This window comes from Kineococcus sp. G2 (assembly GCF_037154035.1).
Taxonomy (GTDB): domain Bacteria; phylum Actinomycetota; class Actinomycetes; order Actinomycetales; family Kineococcaceae; genus Kineococcus.
In genome coordinates, this window is the sequence record NZ_JBBBEM010000120.1 from 1 (window position 1) to 14347 (window position 14347).

A 14347-nucleotide genomic window follows, 5' to 3' on the forward strand; every position below is an offset into this window, starting at 1 on the left:
TACCCGCACGTGGCCGTGGCCGGCGCCCGCAAGATCGCCGCCGGGGAGGCCGACCGCGGCATCTTCGTGTGCGGCACCGGCATGGGCGTGGCCATCGCCGCGAACAAGGTCAAGGGCGTGCGCGCCTCCACCGCGCACGACTCCTTCTCCGTGGAGCGCCTGGTGCTCTCCAACGACGCGCAGGTCCTCACCCTGGGCGAGCGCGTGATCGGCAAGGAGCTCGCCCGCCGCCTGGCGAAGGAGTTCCTCGGCTACGTCTTCGACCCCACCAGCGCCTCGAAGGCGAAGGTCGACGCGATCTGCGGGTACGAGACCGACGCCGACGCGTCGGACGCGGCCGAGGCCGATACGGTCGCCTCCTGCTGAGACCCCACCGCACACCACCGGAGACCGACGCACCATGACCAGCCGTCCACGCCCGCTCGTCGGGGTCAGCCTCAAGATGTACTTCTCGCTGGCCCGCACGCGCAGCTACCTCGCCGACGTCGCAGCCCTCGGCACCGACGTCGCGGCGAGCGGCGTGGACGCGTTCGTCATCCCCGACTTCCTCAACATCACCACGGCCGTGGACCTGCTGCGCGGCACGCCCGTGGCGGTGGGGGCGCAGGACGCCTCCTGGGAGGACTTCGGGGCGCTGACCGGTGAGGTCTCCCCCGCGGCGCTGCGCGAGGCGGGGGTCCGCTTCGTCGAGATCGGCCACGCCGAGCGCCGCCGCATGTTCGCCGAGGACGACATCGTCACCGCCCGCAAGGCCGCCGCGGCGGCCCGCAACGGCCTGGTGCCGCTGATCTGCATCGGCGAGAACGTGCGCATCGACGTCGAGGACGCTGCCCGCACCACGATCAGCCAGGTGCTGGCCGCCCTGGAGGACGTGCCCTCCGACGCCGAGGTCGCGATCGGCTACGAGCCCAACTGGGCCATCGGGCAGACCGAACCGGCCCCCCCGGAGCACGTCGTGGGCGTCACCACCCGGCTGCGCGAGGCGCTGTCCCACCGCAGCGGCACCACCCGCGTCCTCTACGGCGGCAGCGCCGGGCCGGGGCTGTTCACCCAGGTCGCCGACGGGGTCGACGGCCTCTTCCTGGGCCGCTTCGCCCACGACGTCGCCAACTTCCGCGCGGTGATCGACGAGATCGCCGAACTGCGCGGCACCGCCGACCACCTCCCCGGCCCGCAGGCCGGCGACCGCGTCTGACCCGCCCCGCGCGGGGACGGCGCGGCCCCTGCGGCCACCCACCCCTCACCACCGGAGGAACGCCTTGCCCACCGCACCCCGCACCGACAAGATCACCCGCGTCGCCCAGATCGGCACCGGCTACATGGGCGGCGGCATCGCCCAGTCGCTGGCGCTGGCCGGCAACGACGTGTGGCTGGCCGACGCCGACAAGGAGTCGACGCAGCGCAACTACGAGCGCCTGCTGAAGGAGTCCGAGCTCTTCGAGGGCCAGGGTCTCTTCGCTCCCGGCAGCACCGAGGTGCTGAAGGAGAAGTTCCACCCGGCCGACTCCATCGAGGAGGCCGTCGCCGACGTGCACTTCGTCGAGGAGGCCGTCTTCGAGGACCCGGCCGTCAAGAAGGACGTGCTCTCCCGCGTCGAGAAGGCCGTCACCCCCGGCACCATCATCGGCACCAACACCTCCACCATCCCGGTGAAGGTGCTCGCCGAGGCCTTCGAGGACGCCTCGCTGTTCCTCACCGTGCACTTCTCCAACCCGGCGCCGTTCATCCCGGGCGTCGAGCTCGTCACGGGCGAGGCGACCGACCCGGCCGTCCTGCCGCTGATCGACGACCTGCTCACCCGCGCCGGCCGCAAGGGCGCGCAGGTGAAGGACGTGCCCGGCTTCGTCCTGAACCGCCTGCAGTACGTGCTGCTGAAGGAGGCCATGACCGTCGTCGAGGAGGGCGTGGCCACCCCCACGGACGTGGACACCATCGTCTCCACGACGTTCGGCTTCCGGCTGCCGTTCTTCGGGCCGTTCGCCATCGCCGACATGGCGGGCCTGGACGTGTACGCGAAGGGCTTCAAGGTCCTGGAGGACCACTTCGGCGAGCGCCTGTCGGCGCCGCAGAACCTGCTGGACCTGGTGGCCGAGGGCAAGTACGGCACCAAGACCGGCTCCGGCTTCCTGGAGCTGGAGCCGGAGAAGCTCGCCGCGCTCATCGACTACCGCAACAAGGCCTACCGGAAGATGGCCGAGCTGCTGGCCGACCTGGGCCCCTCGCCGCTCGCCGAGTGAGCACGACCGGCCCTCCACCGCTGCAGGCGGAGGGCCGGTCCCACCCGGCTCAGTCCCCGGCCGGGTCCCCCGCACCGATCAGCGCCCGCACCCGTTCGGCCGGCACGCCGAGGCGGTGCAGCTGCGCGCGCAGCGACCGCAGGCCTGCGCCCTCGACGTCCCGGGCCACCGCTCGCGCCGTCGACACCGCGGGCACCTCCAGGCGGCGCAGCGCCCGGCCCGCGGCCTCCAGCACCCCCAGCACGGCGGGGTCGGTCAGACGCGGCAGCGCGCCCGCGGGGCCGTCCAGCGCCAGGCACCCCACCACGGCCGAGACGGGCCCGGAGTCGTCGACCAGCGGCACCGCGACCACGGCGCCGTACTTGCCGCGCAGGCGGCGGTGCTCCTCGAACGTCAGCCCCTGCCTCGCCTCTGGGGGCAGGTCCGGCCAACCGGAGGCGTCGACCTCGCCGACGGCGGCGTCGGCGGCGGCCACGTCCACGGCGACGACCTCCCCCTCGGCCACGCAGCGACCGACCACGCCCTTGCCGGGCGCCCACACCGTCCCCGAGGCGGCGGGGCGGCGCCCGGCGCGCACCCGGTGCAGCCTCAGCAGCCGTGCGGCACGCCCCGGCCACGCCGGCCGGTGCAGCCGGTAGGCGGCGACCGCCAGCTCGCGCGGGTCCAGACCGGTCGCGTCCACGACGCTCCACAGGACCGCGTGCAGCAGGTCGTCCAGCACGTCGCGGTGCGCGGCACGGCGCCCGGCGCGCCACCTGCCGACCGCCTGCACCGCGGTGGTGACGACGGCGAGGACGGCGGTGAGCACCACCAGGGCGGCCACGGCGCCCCGGCCGCCGTCCCAGACGCCTGCCCGCTCCAGACCCAGCGCGGCGCCCGCCCCGGCCGCCAGCACGGCGAGCCCCACGTCCACGACCAGTCGCCGCACGCACTCCTCCAGGTCCTCGGGGCCGGGGCGTCCGGCCGCGGCGAGCACACCGTACGGAGCGGGACGGACACCGCAGCTCTCCCGTGCCCACGAAGTTCGTCTCCAGTGGTCTTTGTCGTTTTTTAGCCGCGATAAGCGAATCTTCTCTGAGCATCCAGTCGAACGGCGCTGCTCGGCCGGAACGTCCCGGGCCGCGGTGGGCGGTCCGTGCCGAGGAGGATCGCCGGGCGGACGAGGTCTACACCCGGGCGTCCCAGCGCACGGGGACGCCGTGCGGCGGGGCCGTTCCCACGACGCGGCGGTGCCCGCCGGGCCAGGTGGTGACGCTCACCGGGTAGCCGGTCTCCCCGCGGTCGAAGGCGCCCGCGTCGCCGCCCCCGGGTTCCAGGCGGACCCGGGCCAGCGGAGCCGCCGGCGTCGCCGCCCCACCGAGCTGCGCCAGGCGCTGCTCGGCGGCCTCCCGCTCACCGTCGGGCAGGTACTGCCACACCACCGAGTGCTGCACCACGGTCAGCGTCCCGTCCCGCAGGTCCAGGCCCGCCAGCAGCTCGGCCGCCCCGACGCGGCGGCGCTCCACCGGTACGCGCCGGGCCAGGTCGAGGGCGGCCTCCAGGCGGGCGGCGCGGTGCGGCTGGTCCGCCCACACGTACGAGCGCAGCAGCAGCGCGCCGTCGACCGAGGCGGGGTCCACCACGTCGGGGTCGCCCCCGACGCGCTCGACGACCCGGACGGCACCCGGCTCGGGCCACCCCGGCGGCTCGGCCCTCCACGCGCCGTCCAGCTCGACGGGCGAGTCCTCCGGGCCGCGCACCCGCCCGTCGTCGCCGCGGTAGCGGAAGCGGTCCAGCAGCAGGTTCAGCCCGGCGGAGCACCCGACCTCGCACAGCCGCACCGGCACGACCGGTCCCAGGGTGGGCCGCACCTGCGCCACGGCGGTGAGCAAGGCACCCAGGAGCGCCGCGGAGCGCCCCACCTCGTTGGTCTGCGGGGCGGTGCGCAACCCCGCGCGCACCTCCCCCGCCCGCTCGGTCAGCAGGTCACGCAGCGCCGCCCAGGCGGCTGGGGCGTCACCGTCGCCGCCCGTGCTGGGCAGGTGGGCCGCGTAGCCGGGAGCGTCGCCCGAGAGCGCGAGGCGGTGCGCTGCACCCAGCAGCCGCAGCGGCAGCGCCGAGCCGGGTGGATCGTCCTCGTGCCCGGCCAGCACCGCGCGCACCGGGCCACCGGCCAGGACGTCGTCGGCGGCGCGGGTGAGCAGGTGCGCGTACAGGGGCGAGCCCAGGTCGGCGCAAGCGCGCGCCTGACCGCGCAGCAGGTCCGCCAGCCGCTGCTCCCCGCCACCGGTTCCGTCCTCGGCCACGACGCCGACGCTAGCGAGCACCGGCCGCGCGCGCCCGACGTCGCGCACGGTCGCGGCGTCCGCCGGCGACGGGGGCGGCCGGTGACCTCAAGCGGTGCGCCGGACGTGCCGATGAGCACCGCACGAGGCAGCACCCGCCGGGCTCCGGCCCGTCGGCCCGCACCCGGCCCTCGCCGCTCACGCCCACGGAGGACCACCATGGCCAGCCCCCACCCGCCGGCACCCGGCAGCCGGGGGCTGCTGCGCGCCTTCCGGGACCTGCGGACCGCGCCGAAGCTCATGGCGGGCTTCCTCGTCGTGTGCGGCATGGTCGTCCTCGTCGGCGTCCTCGGCCTGGCGCGCCTGAGCGACTCCCAGGAGCGCCTCGTCGACTACGACGCGAACGTGACGCAGCCCCTGGACAACCTCGAGCGCGCCCACATCCGCCTGGAGCGCTCCCTGGCCCAGCTCGACGAGCTGTTCATGCAGGCCGACGCCGAGGCCGTCACCCGGCTCGTGGCCGAGCTGGAGACCACCGACGCCGCCCTGGACGAGCACCTCGCCGCCGGCGCCGGGCCCGACGCGCCGGCCGCCACGGGCGAGGCCATCGCCGAGATCGGGGACCTCGTGGCGCAGTGGCGCCAGGAGCGCGACGAGACGCTCGTGCCCATCGCGCTGGGCAGCAACGACGGCGGCGAGTACGCCGCCGCCCGGGCGCAGCGGGCGGACGCGCTGTTCGAGGAGGCCCGCACCCGGCTCGACGACCTGAAGGTCGTCCAGCGGGACTTCGGCGCCGACTACATCGCGGACGCGCACGCGGCGTACCGGACCGCCCGCACCCTCACCCTGGTCTCCATCGCCGCCGCCGTCGCCCTGGGCCTGGCCCTGGCGGTCGGGATCGCGCGCATGGTCTCCAAGCCCCTGGAGCGCACCGTCGAGGTCCTGCAGGGCCTGGCCGAGGGCGACCTCTCGCGCACCCTGGACGTGGACACCCGCGACGAGGTCGGCGACATGGCCCGCGCCCTGAACAGGGCCATCACGGGGCTGGCCGGCACGATGCGCGCCATCTCCGGCAACGCCGACACCCTGGCCGCCGCCAGCGAGGAGCTGACGGCCACCTCCGCCCAGCTGTCGGCGAACGCGCGCGACTCCGCCGCGCAGGTCGGCCAGGCCTCGCACGCCGTGGACGAGGTCTCCAGCAGCGTGTCGACCGTGGCCGCCGGCACCGAGGAGATGGGCGCGTCCATCCGCGAGATCGCCGACAACGCCGCCGGCGCGAGCGAGGTCGCCACGCGCGCCGTGGGGATGGCGCAGGAGACCGGTGAGATCGTCGACCGGCTCGGGCGCTCCTCCGCCGAGGTCGGCGACGTCGTCAAGGCGATCACCGCGATCGCCGAGCAGACGAACCTGCTGGCGCTGAACGCCACCATCGAGGCCGCGCGCGCCGGTGAGCTCGGCAAGGGCTTCGCCGTCGTGGCCAGCGAGGTCAAGGAACTGGCCCAGCAGACCGCCCGCGCCACCGAGGACATCGTCACGCGCGTGCAGACCATCCAGTCGGACACCACCGCCGCCGTCGGGGCGATCAGCGGCATCAGCGACATCATCGGCCAGATCAACGACCGCCAGGCCACCATCGCCGCCGCGGTCGAGGAGCAGACCGCCACCACCCAGGAGATGAACCGCTCCGTGGCGCAGGCGGCGTCCGGTGCCGACGGCATCGCCCGCAGCGTCTCCGGGGTGTCCACCGTGGCCCGCCGGACCGACGAGGGCGCCTCCGCGACCAGCCGGGCCGCCGCGGACCTCTCGCGCACGGCGGGTGAGCTGCAGGGGCTCGTGGGGCGCTTCCGGGTCTGAACCGCCGGGCCCTCGCCCGTCCCACCGTCCCGTTCCACCGTCCCGTTCCACCGCCCCGTCCGGGCTCCCCCGCCCCCTCGGACGCCTCCGGGGGCACCGCCGTCGTCCACCGCCCCGGGAGGGTCCGCTCGTGCTCGTCCTCGTGGACCAGGACCAGACGCTCGCGGACTTCGGCGACGGCTTCGACCGCCGGTTCTCCGCCGCGCACCCGGAGGCCCCGCTGGCCCCGCGCTCGCGGGCGGACTCGTACTGGATCGAGGACAGCTACCCCGAGCAGTGGCACGAGCGCATCCGCGCCGTTCCCGCGCAGGAGGGCTTCTTCCGGGAGCTGCGACCCCTGCCCGGTGCCCGCGAGGCGCTGGAGGCGATGCTCGACGCCGGGCACGACGTGCGCATCTGCACCGCTCCGGTGCGCGCCTACCGGCACTGCGTGCGGGAGAAGTACGAGTGGGTCGAGGAGCACCTGGGCCTGCGCTGGACGGAACGGGTGGTCGTCACCCGGGACAAGACCCTGGTCGCCGGTGACGTGCTCATCGACGACAAGCCGGAGGTGGTCGGCACCTTCGCCGCACCGAGCTGGACGCACGTGTACTACCGCACCGGCTACAACGAGCACCTGCCCGGAGCGCACCTGGACTGGTCGAGCTGGAGCGAGGTCCTCGACGCCGTCGAGGCCGAGCGCACCGCGCGCGGCGCCCTGCTGCTGGGACGCCTGGCCGACGCCCGGACCCCGGCCAGCACCCACCGCCCGGCACCGGTTCCTCCACGGGCCCCGGCTGAGGTCGCCCGGACACGAGAAAGGCTCTGACCTGCACGAGTGCTGGTCAGAGCCGATCCCGTCGCTGTCTCAACGAGTGTCCGAGGGGGGACTTGAACCCCCACCCTCTATACGAGGACTAGCACCTCAAGCTAGCGCGTCTGCCTATTCCGCCACCCGGACGAGTGACCCCGCGCCCGCCTCCGCGGCGTGCTCAGGACGAGGAAAACCGTAGCACGACGGCGACCCCCGCCGAGCACCCACCGGGCACCCGGGGATCACCCGCCGTGCACCTGCCGTGCACGGCGGGCGAGGCCCGCGGGGGCCCGTCGCGGCCGGGGGACCGCCTCGGGAGGCGCCGCGGCGCCGGGCGGTTAACCTGATCCCTCGCCGCGACTGCCGCACCGGTGGTCCTGACGGACCGCCGGCAGCACGCGGTCCACCGGGCGGCGCAGGAGCGAGGATGTGGGGAAGCCCTTGAACGACACCACCGGCCGGGACGCGCTGGGCAATTCGACCTTCCGTCCGGCCAACGCGGCCCTGCTGTCGGTGTCGCACGTCGAGGCGCCGGTGGTCGTGCCGTCCTCCTACTTCGACGAGGTGCTGGCACCGACCCTGGAACGCCTGCGGCTGCGCCCGGGCCTGCTGGAGAAGGTCGCCGGCGTGACGGAGCGGCGCTGGTGGGCCGAGGGCCAGGACGCCGCCGACGTCGCCGCCGAGTGCGGGGTCAAGGCGCTGTCGGAGGCGGGTGTGGACGCCTCCGAGGTGGGGCTGGTCATCAGCACCACGGTGACCCGCCCGCACCTGGAGCCGGCGATCGCCACGGCCGTGCACCACGGCATGGACCTGCCGCCCTCGGCGCTGAACTTCGACATCACCAACGCCTGCCTGGGCTGGGTCAACGGCCTGCAGGTGGCCTCGGCGATGATCGACGCCGGTGCGGTCCGCTACGCGGTCGTCCTGGGCGCCGAGGACGTGCGCAGCATGCACGAGGGGACGATCGCCCGCCTGCAGCGCGACGGCATCACCCGCAAGGACTTCCTCAACGAGTTCGCCACCATGACCCTCGGCTGCGGCGCGGCGGCCGCGGTGCTGGGCCGGGCGGACGAGCACCCGGAGGCGCACCGCGTGCTGGGCGGCGTCACGCGCGCCGGCACCGCCCACCACGAGCTGTGCATCGGCGACATGGACCACATGCGCACCGACACGAAGCTGCTGCTCAACGAGGGCATCGAGATCGTCGCCGACGCCTTCAACGGCGGTGACGAGCTGTGGGGCTGGCGCGACGCCGACCGCTTCGTCATCCACCAGATCTCCCGCGTGCACACGCAGACGCTGGTGGAGCGCGTCGGCATCGACCCGGCGAAGGTGCCGATGACGTTCCCGCGCTGGGGCAACGTCGGCCCGATCTCGCTGCCCATGACGCTGGCGGCGACCGCCCCGGAGCTCAGCCGCGGCGATCGCGTCGTCGCGATGGGCGTCGGTTCCGGCCTGAACACCGCGATGATCGAGCTGGCCTGGTGAGCGCTCCCGGACGACCCGTCGACGGCGAGCGCCGACGGTGGTGACCGCTCCCCTGCGCCCCGCCGCTCTGCCGCCCACCGGCCTGCCCGGGCTGGACCCGGCCTGGTCGCGGCTCGTGCAGGCCCCCGACAGCGCGGGCGTGCAGCGCACCTGGCACCTGCTGGACACCGCACCGGACGCCGGCGAGGACGACGTGGCCGGGACGCTGGTGTGCGTCCACGGCAACCCCACCTGGTCGTACCTGTGGCGCCACCTGGCGGCGGCCGCCTCCGCCGCACCGCGGCCGTGGCGCGTGGTGGCGGTGGACCAGCTGGAGATGGGCTTCTCCGAGCGCACCGGCGTGCACCGCACGCTGACGCAGCGCACCCGGGACCTGGCGAACGTGCTGGACGCGCTGGAGCTGAGCGGCCCGGTGGTGGCCGTCGGGCAGGACTGGGGCGGCATCGTCGTCACCGGGTGGGCCGCGGAGCAGCTGGAGCGCGAGCGCAGCGGTACCGGCCGGCACCGCGCGAACGGCGGCGAGGCGCGCCTGGCCGGGCTGGTCGTGGCGAACACCGCCGCCTCGTACCCCGCCGACGCCCCTGCGCCGGGGGCGCTGCGGGCGGCGCTGCTGCCGGGGGTGCTGCCGCTGGTGACGCGCCGCGCGGAGGTCTTCCTGCGCACCACGCTGGCGCTGCCGAAGCCGGCGCTGGACGCGCGGGTGCGCGACGCGTACCGGGCGCCGTACCGCACGGCCGACGACCGCGCCGGCATCGAGGACTTCGTCGCGGACGTGCCGGTGGGGCACGACCACCCCAGCCGGCCGGCGCTGGACGCGGTGACCGCCGGGGTGGACCGGCTGCGCGAGGCGGGCCTGCCCGCGCTGGTGCTGTGGGGGCCGCGCGACCCCGTCTTCGGCGAGGAGTTCCTGCGGGACTGGCGCCGGCGGCTGCCGGGCGCCGACGTGCACCGCCTGACGGGTGCGAGCCACCTGACGCCGGAGGACCCGCGCTTCGCGCCGGTGGTGCTCGACTGGCTCGGCGAGCGGCTGGGCGGCGACGCTCCCCCGCTGCCCACCGGCCCGGCCGCGAGCCCGCTCGGCGCGCCGCGGCTGTGGGCGGCGTTGGAGGAGCGCGCGCAGGACGAGGGTCCCGCCGTCGTGGAGGTCCGCCCCGACGGCACGTCCCGGGCGATCGGCTGGTCGCTGCTGGAGCGGCGCACCCGGGAGATCGCCGCGGGCCTTGAGGACCTGGGCGTGCGGCCCGGGCAGCGCGTGTCGCTGCTGGTGCCCCCGGGCGCGGACCTGACCGCGGCGCTGTACGCGGTGCTGCGCGTGGGCGCGGTGGCCGTCGTGGCCGACGCCGGGCTGGGCGTGCGGGGCCTGACCCGCGCCGTCACCGCCAGCGGGGTCGACTGGGTGATCGGGGTGCCGAAGGCGCTGGCCGCCGCGCGCGCGCTGCGCTGGCCGGGTCGACGCGTGGCCGCCGGGCCCGCGGGCGAGGCGGTGCTGCGCGCCACGGGCGCGGAGGCGACGCTGCTGGACGTGGCCGAGCGCGGGCAGAACCGGCTCGCGGCCGGCGCCGCCCTGCCGACGGAGCCGGCCGCGGACGCCGAGGCCGCGATCCTGTTCACCTCCGGCTCCACCGGCCCCGCCAAGGGCGTGGTGTACACGCACGCGCAGCTGGCGCGGCTGGCCGTCGCGATGGGGGCGGTGATCCGCACCGGTCCCGGCCACCCGCTGGTCTCGGCGTTCGCGCCGTTCGCGCTGTTCGGGCCGGCCCTGGGCGCCACGTGCGTGGTGCCGGCGATGGACGTGACGAAGCCGGCGACGCTGACCGCGACGGCGCTGGCCGACGCTGTCGCCGCGAGCGGCGCCACCTCCGCGTTCCTGTCGCCCGCCGCGGTCGTCAACGTGCTGGCCACCGCCGCGGACCTGGACGAGCGGCGCCGCGAGGCGCTGGCCGGGGTGCGGGTGCTGCTGTCGGCGGGTGCGCCCGTGCCCACGCCGCTGCTGCAGCGGGTGCGCGAGCTGATGCCGCTGGCGGACCCGCGCACCCCGTACGGCGCCACCGAGGTGCTGCCCGCCACCGACGTCAGCCTCTCGGACGTCCTGGAGGCGGGCGAGGGCGAGGGCATCTGCGTGGGCCGTCCCGTGCCCGGCGTCGTGGTGGGGATCGCGCCGCTGGACGCCGACGGCGCCGCCGGCGACGACGTGGTGGGCACCCCCGGGGTGACCGGTGAGGTCGTCGTGGGCGGTGAGCACGTGAAGGACCACTACGACCAGCTGTGGGCCACGCACGCGGCGAGCGTGCGGGTGCGTCCTTCGCAGGAGCTGGCCGAGGCGGTCGGCGCGGGACGCTGGCACCGCACCGGTGACGTCGGGCACCTCGACGACGCCGGGAGGGTGTGGATCGAGGGCCGCCTGACGCACGTGGTCGTGACGGCCGACGAGGTCGTCACCCCGGTGGGGGTGGAGCAGCGCGCGGAGTCGGTCGACGGGATCGCGCGAGCCGCCCTGGTCGGGGTGGGCCCGCGCCAGGCGCGCCAGCTCGTCGTCGTGGCGGAGCCGGAGACGGCGGTGACCGGGCCGGTGGGGCGCACCACGGTGGCCGACCCGGCGCTGGCGCGGGCGGTGCGGCACGCCACCGGCCGGAACCTGGCGGCGGTGCTGCTGGTGCCGGCCCTGCCGACGGACGTGCGGCACAACTCCAAGATCGACCGGGTCCGCGTCGCCGCCTGGGCGGAGCGGGTCCTGGCCGGCGAGAAGGCCGGGAGGCTCGCGTGAAGGTCCTCGTCACCGGCGCCAGCGGGATGCTGGGCCGCGAGACCGCCCTGGCCCTGGCCCGCCGGGGCGAGGACGTGCGGGTGCTGCAGCGCCGCCCCGCCGGCCTCGACGGCGTCGAGGAGGTCCTGGGGTCCGTCAGCGACGCGGCGGCGCTGGAGCGCGCCTGCGCCGGGGTGGACGCCGTGGTGCACCTGGCGGCGAAGGTGTCCATCACCGGCCCGCACGAGGAGTACGTGGAGACGAACGTGCGCGGCACCGAGCGGTTGCTGGCCGCGGCCCGCGCCGCCGGCGCGTCCCGGTTCGTCATGGTGAGCTCGCCGTCGGTCGCGCACGGCGGTTCGGCGCTGGTGGGGGTGGGCACCACGCCCGCGGACCCGGCCGCCGCGCACGGCTCCTACGCGGTGACCAAGGCGCAGGCGGAGCTGCTGGCGCTGGCCGCCGACGCCCCCGGGTTCGCCGTCGTCGCGGTGCGCCCGCACATCGTCATCGGCCCCGGTGACACGCAGCTGGTGCAGCGCATCGCCGACCGCGCCCGCGCCGGCCGGCTGCCGCTGCTGGACGACGGCGCGGCGCTGATCGACACCACCTACGTCGACAACGCCGTGGACGCGCTCGTGGCGGCGCTGGACCGCGCCGAGCACGTGCACGGGCAGGCGTTCGTGGTCACCAACGGCGAGCCGCGCACGGTGGCGGAGTGGCTGGCGAGCATCTGCGAGGCCGCCGGGGTGCCCGCACCGGCCCGACGGGTGCCGTCGTCGGTGGCGAAGGTCGCCGGCAGCGTCGTCGAGCGGGTCTGGACCGGTCTGCGGGCCGCGGACGAGCCGCCGATGACGCGCTTCCTGGCGGAGCAGCTGTCCACCGCGCACTGGTTCGAGCAGCGCAGCACCCGCGAGGCGCTGGGCTGGGAACCGCGGGTCCCGCTGGAGGAGGGTTTCCGCCGCCTCGCCGCGGGGTTCGAGCCCCGTTAGCGTGGAGGCGTGATCACACGGGAACCGTCGCCCGCCCCGCCCCGCGGCGGTGCGCGGGTCCGCCGCCGCGACGAGGCGCTGCGCGACCTGGAGCAGCTGCGCGAGCTGGACCTGACGCCGCGGCCTGACGAGCACGGCCTGCACCGGGCGGCGCGGGTGGAGGACGCCGTCAAGGGCGTCGTGGGGGCGGGGATGCGCCGGCGCGGCTACCACGCTCGCGCGGTGGCGTACCCCTGCTACGGCGGGCCGGGCTGGGTCCGGGTTCTGGGCCGGGTGCTGCTGGGCCGGGAGGGCGAGGCCGCCGAGCTGCAGCGCGACGCGGTGCGCAGCGTGCGCGGCTGGCGCAACTTCCTCACCGTTCCGGTGGCGGGCGCGGAGGTCACCGTGCACGTGGGCGGGCGGCGGGTGCGGCTGCGCACCGACCGCGGCGGCTACCTCGACGAGGTCGTCGAGGTGGACCTGCCGCCGGGCGAGCACCCGATCACCCTGACCGTCGGCCCGGACCACCGGGTGGACCGCGAGGCCCTCGAGGAGGCGCTGGAGCACGTCGCGGACGACACCGAGGGCGGGGCGGAGCTGGCGCCGGAGGCGGCGCGCGAGCACCGCGGCACCTCCCGCGTGGTGGTGGTGGGCCCGCAGCCGCAGCTGGGGCTGCTCTCCGACATCGACGACACGGTCGTCGTCACCCGCCTGCCGCGCCCGCTGCTGGCGGCCTACAACAGCTTCGTGCTCAACGAGAAGGCGCGCGTGCCCGTCAACGGCATGGCGGAGATGTACCGGCAGTTCGTCGCGGAGAACCCCGGTTCGCCGGTGCTGTACCTGTCGACGGGCGCGTGGAACGTGGCGCCGACGATGACGCGGTTCCTGCGCCGCTCCGGGTACCCGGAGGGGCCGCTGCTGCTGACGGACTGGGGACCGACGAACACGGGGTGGTTCCGCGACGGCAGTGCGCACAAGCGCGACAGCCTGGCGCGACTGGCGCGCGAGCTGCCGCAGGTGACGTGGCTGCTGGTGGGCGACGACGGCCAGCACGACCCGCAGCTGTACGCGGAGTTCGTGGCGGCCGCCCCCGAACGCGTGGCCGGCGTGGCGATCCGGCGGCTGACCCCCGCGGAGCAGCTGCTGGCCGGTGGCCGCCCGCTGACGGCCACGTCCGCACCGGCGGACTCCCGGGTGCCGTGGGTGAGCGGGGACAACGGGTTCGAGCTGATGCACCGGTGGCACCGGGCGGGGCTGCTGCGGGACGCCTGAGGACCGGGGACACCAGGGGGCCGGCACCGCGCAGCGCGGTGCCGGCCCCCTGGCGGTGCGGCGCTCGTCAGAGACGCACGCGACGCGGGTTGGCGACGGTCGTCAGGTCGACGGTGTCGCGCACGTCGATGACGACGTCGGTGTCCTGCACGGGAGTGTTCTGGTCCATCTTCGTACCTCCTGGTCCCGGACGGTGACCGGCGCACCGGTCTGCTGCTCGAGCCGCGGACAGCCCTGTCCTCACACCACGGGGGTGGCGGATCGTCACCGGAGCCGCGAGGCGGCCCCGGTGGGGAGGATTCTAGGGAGAACGGGCAGGGATCGCACCACCCGCCCGAGCGACCTCTTCGACGTGATGCGCGTCACAACCGGCGCCCGGCAGCGCCGGACGCTCAGGCGCCGGTGCGGCGCACCAGGTTCTGCAGCGCGGAGACGGCCTCCTCGCTGGCCGCGGCCGCGGCGACGTTGGCCTCGCGCACCGCCTCGTAGACCTCCTGCCGGTGGACCTGCACGTCGCGGGGCGCTTCGATGCCCACGCGCACCACGTCCCCCCGCACCTCCAGGACGCGCACGACGACCTCGTCACCGATGACGACGGATTCTCCGGCCTTGCGCGTCAGGACGAGCATCGCCCCAGCATAGGTCACGATCCGTCGCCAGCCATTGCCTGCGCGTCACACCCGCCGGGCGCGGGGGGGGGGGGGGGGGGGGGGGGGGGGGGGGGGGGG

12 protein-coding genes and 1 tRNA gene are annotated in these 14347 nt (G+C 75.8%); 9 read left to right on the plus strand and 4 right to left on the minus strand.

What is annotated here, in order from left to right:
* The 3 genes from V9U69_RS16845 to V9U69_RS16855 form a co-directional block, all read left to right on the plus strand.
* Positions 1-366, plus strand: a 366-nt coding sequence (locus tag V9U69_RS16845) for an RpiB/LacA/LacB family sugar-phosphate isomerase (protein WP_337063015.1), incomplete at its 5' end; no start/stop codon positions are given.
* Positions 367-400: 34 nt separating this feature from the next.
* Complete coding sequence (locus tag V9U69_RS16850) at positions 401-1195, plus strand: triose-phosphate isomerase family protein (RefSeq protein ID WP_337063016.1); 795 nt, start codon at positions 401-403, stop codon at positions 1193-1195.
* Between the two features lie 64 nt (positions 1196-1259).
* Positions 1260-2237 (plus strand): 3-hydroxyacyl-CoA dehydrogenase family protein, encoded by a 978-nt coding sequence (locus V9U69_RS16855; protein WP_337063017.1) that lies wholly within the window; start codon positions 1260-1262, stop codon positions 2235-2237.
* 49 nt (positions 2238-2286) lie between these two features.
* On the opposite strand, the gene V9U69_RS16860 is transcribed toward V9U69_RS16855, so the two are convergent.
* Both V9U69_RS16860 and V9U69_RS16865 read right to left on the minus strand, forming a co-directional pair.
* Entirely contained in the window at positions 2287-3165 is an 879-nt protein-coding gene (locus V9U69_RS16860; RefSeq protein WP_337063018.1) for a hypothetical protein, read from the minus strand.
* Between the two features lie 238 nt (positions 3166-3403).
* Positions 3404-4522, minus strand: a complete 1119-nt coding sequence (locus tag V9U69_RS16865) for a DUF2332 domain-containing protein (protein ID WP_337063019.1) — start codon at positions 4520-4522, stop codon at positions 3404-3406.
* Between the two features lie 198 nt (positions 4523-4720).
* Here V9U69_RS16865 and V9U69_RS16870 point away from each other — a divergent pair, with 198 nt between their 5' ends.
* On the plus strand, positions 4721-6355 hold the full coding sequence (locus V9U69_RS16870; RefSeq protein ID WP_337063020.1) for a methyl-accepting chemotaxis protein: 1635 nt from the start codon (positions 4721-4723) through the stop codon (positions 6353-6355).
* Between the two features lie 130 nt (positions 6356-6485).
* The gene (locus tag V9U69_RS16875) at positions 6486-7163 is read left to right on the plus strand and encodes a 5' nucleotidase, NT5C type (protein ID WP_337063021.1); all 678 of its coding nucleotides are present in this window, start codon (positions 6486-6488) and stop codon (positions 7161-7163) included.
* A 47-nt stretch (positions 7164-7210) separates the two neighbouring features.
* On the opposite strand, the gene V9U69_RS16880 is transcribed toward V9U69_RS16875, so the two are convergent.
* Positions 7211-7295, minus strand: a tRNA-Leu gene (locus V9U69_RS16880).
* Between the two features lie 294 nt (positions 7296-7589).
* Here V9U69_RS16880 and V9U69_RS16885 point away from each other — a divergent pair.
* From V9U69_RS16885 to V9U69_RS16900, 4 genes are read left to right on the plus strand one after another with little or no spacing between them, the layout of a single operon-like run.
* A complete protein-coding gene (locus V9U69_RS16885) occupies positions 7590-8636 on the plus strand; it encodes a 3-oxoacyl-ACP synthase III (RefSeq protein ID WP_337063022.1) in 1047 nt (348 codons plus the stop codon).
* A 40-nt stretch (positions 8637-8676) separates the two neighbouring features.
* Positions 8677-11400 carry an alpha/beta fold hydrolase gene (locus V9U69_RS16890; RefSeq protein WP_337063023.1) on the plus strand — a complete coding sequence of 908 codons (2724 nt, stop codon included), beginning with the start codon at positions 8677-8679 and terminating at the stop codon, positions 11398-11400.
* Positions 11397-12368: an NAD-dependent epimerase/dehydratase family protein gene (locus tag V9U69_RS16895; protein ID WP_337063024.1), complete on the plus strand. Its 972-nt coding sequence runs from the start codon at positions 11397-11399 to the stop codon at positions 12366-12368. Before V9U69_RS16890 ends, V9U69_RS16895 begins: the two co-directional genes overlap by 4 nt.
* A gap of 9 nt (positions 12369-12377) precedes the next feature.
* Positions 12378-13619 carry an App1 family protein gene (locus V9U69_RS16900; protein WP_337063025.1) on the plus strand — a complete coding sequence of 414 codons (1242 nt, stop codon included), beginning with the start codon at positions 12378-12380 and terminating at the stop codon, positions 13617-13619.
* A 392-nt stretch (positions 13620-14011) separates the two neighbouring features.
* Here the strand turns inward: V9U69_RS16900 and csrA are convergent, their stop codons facing one another.
* Positions 14012-14248 (minus strand): carbon storage regulator CsrA, encoded by a 237-nt coding sequence (csrA, locus tag V9U69_RS16905; RefSeq protein WP_442907804.1) that lies wholly within the window; start codon positions 14246-14248, stop codon positions 14012-14014.
* Positions 14249-14347: the final 99 nt, after the last annotated feature.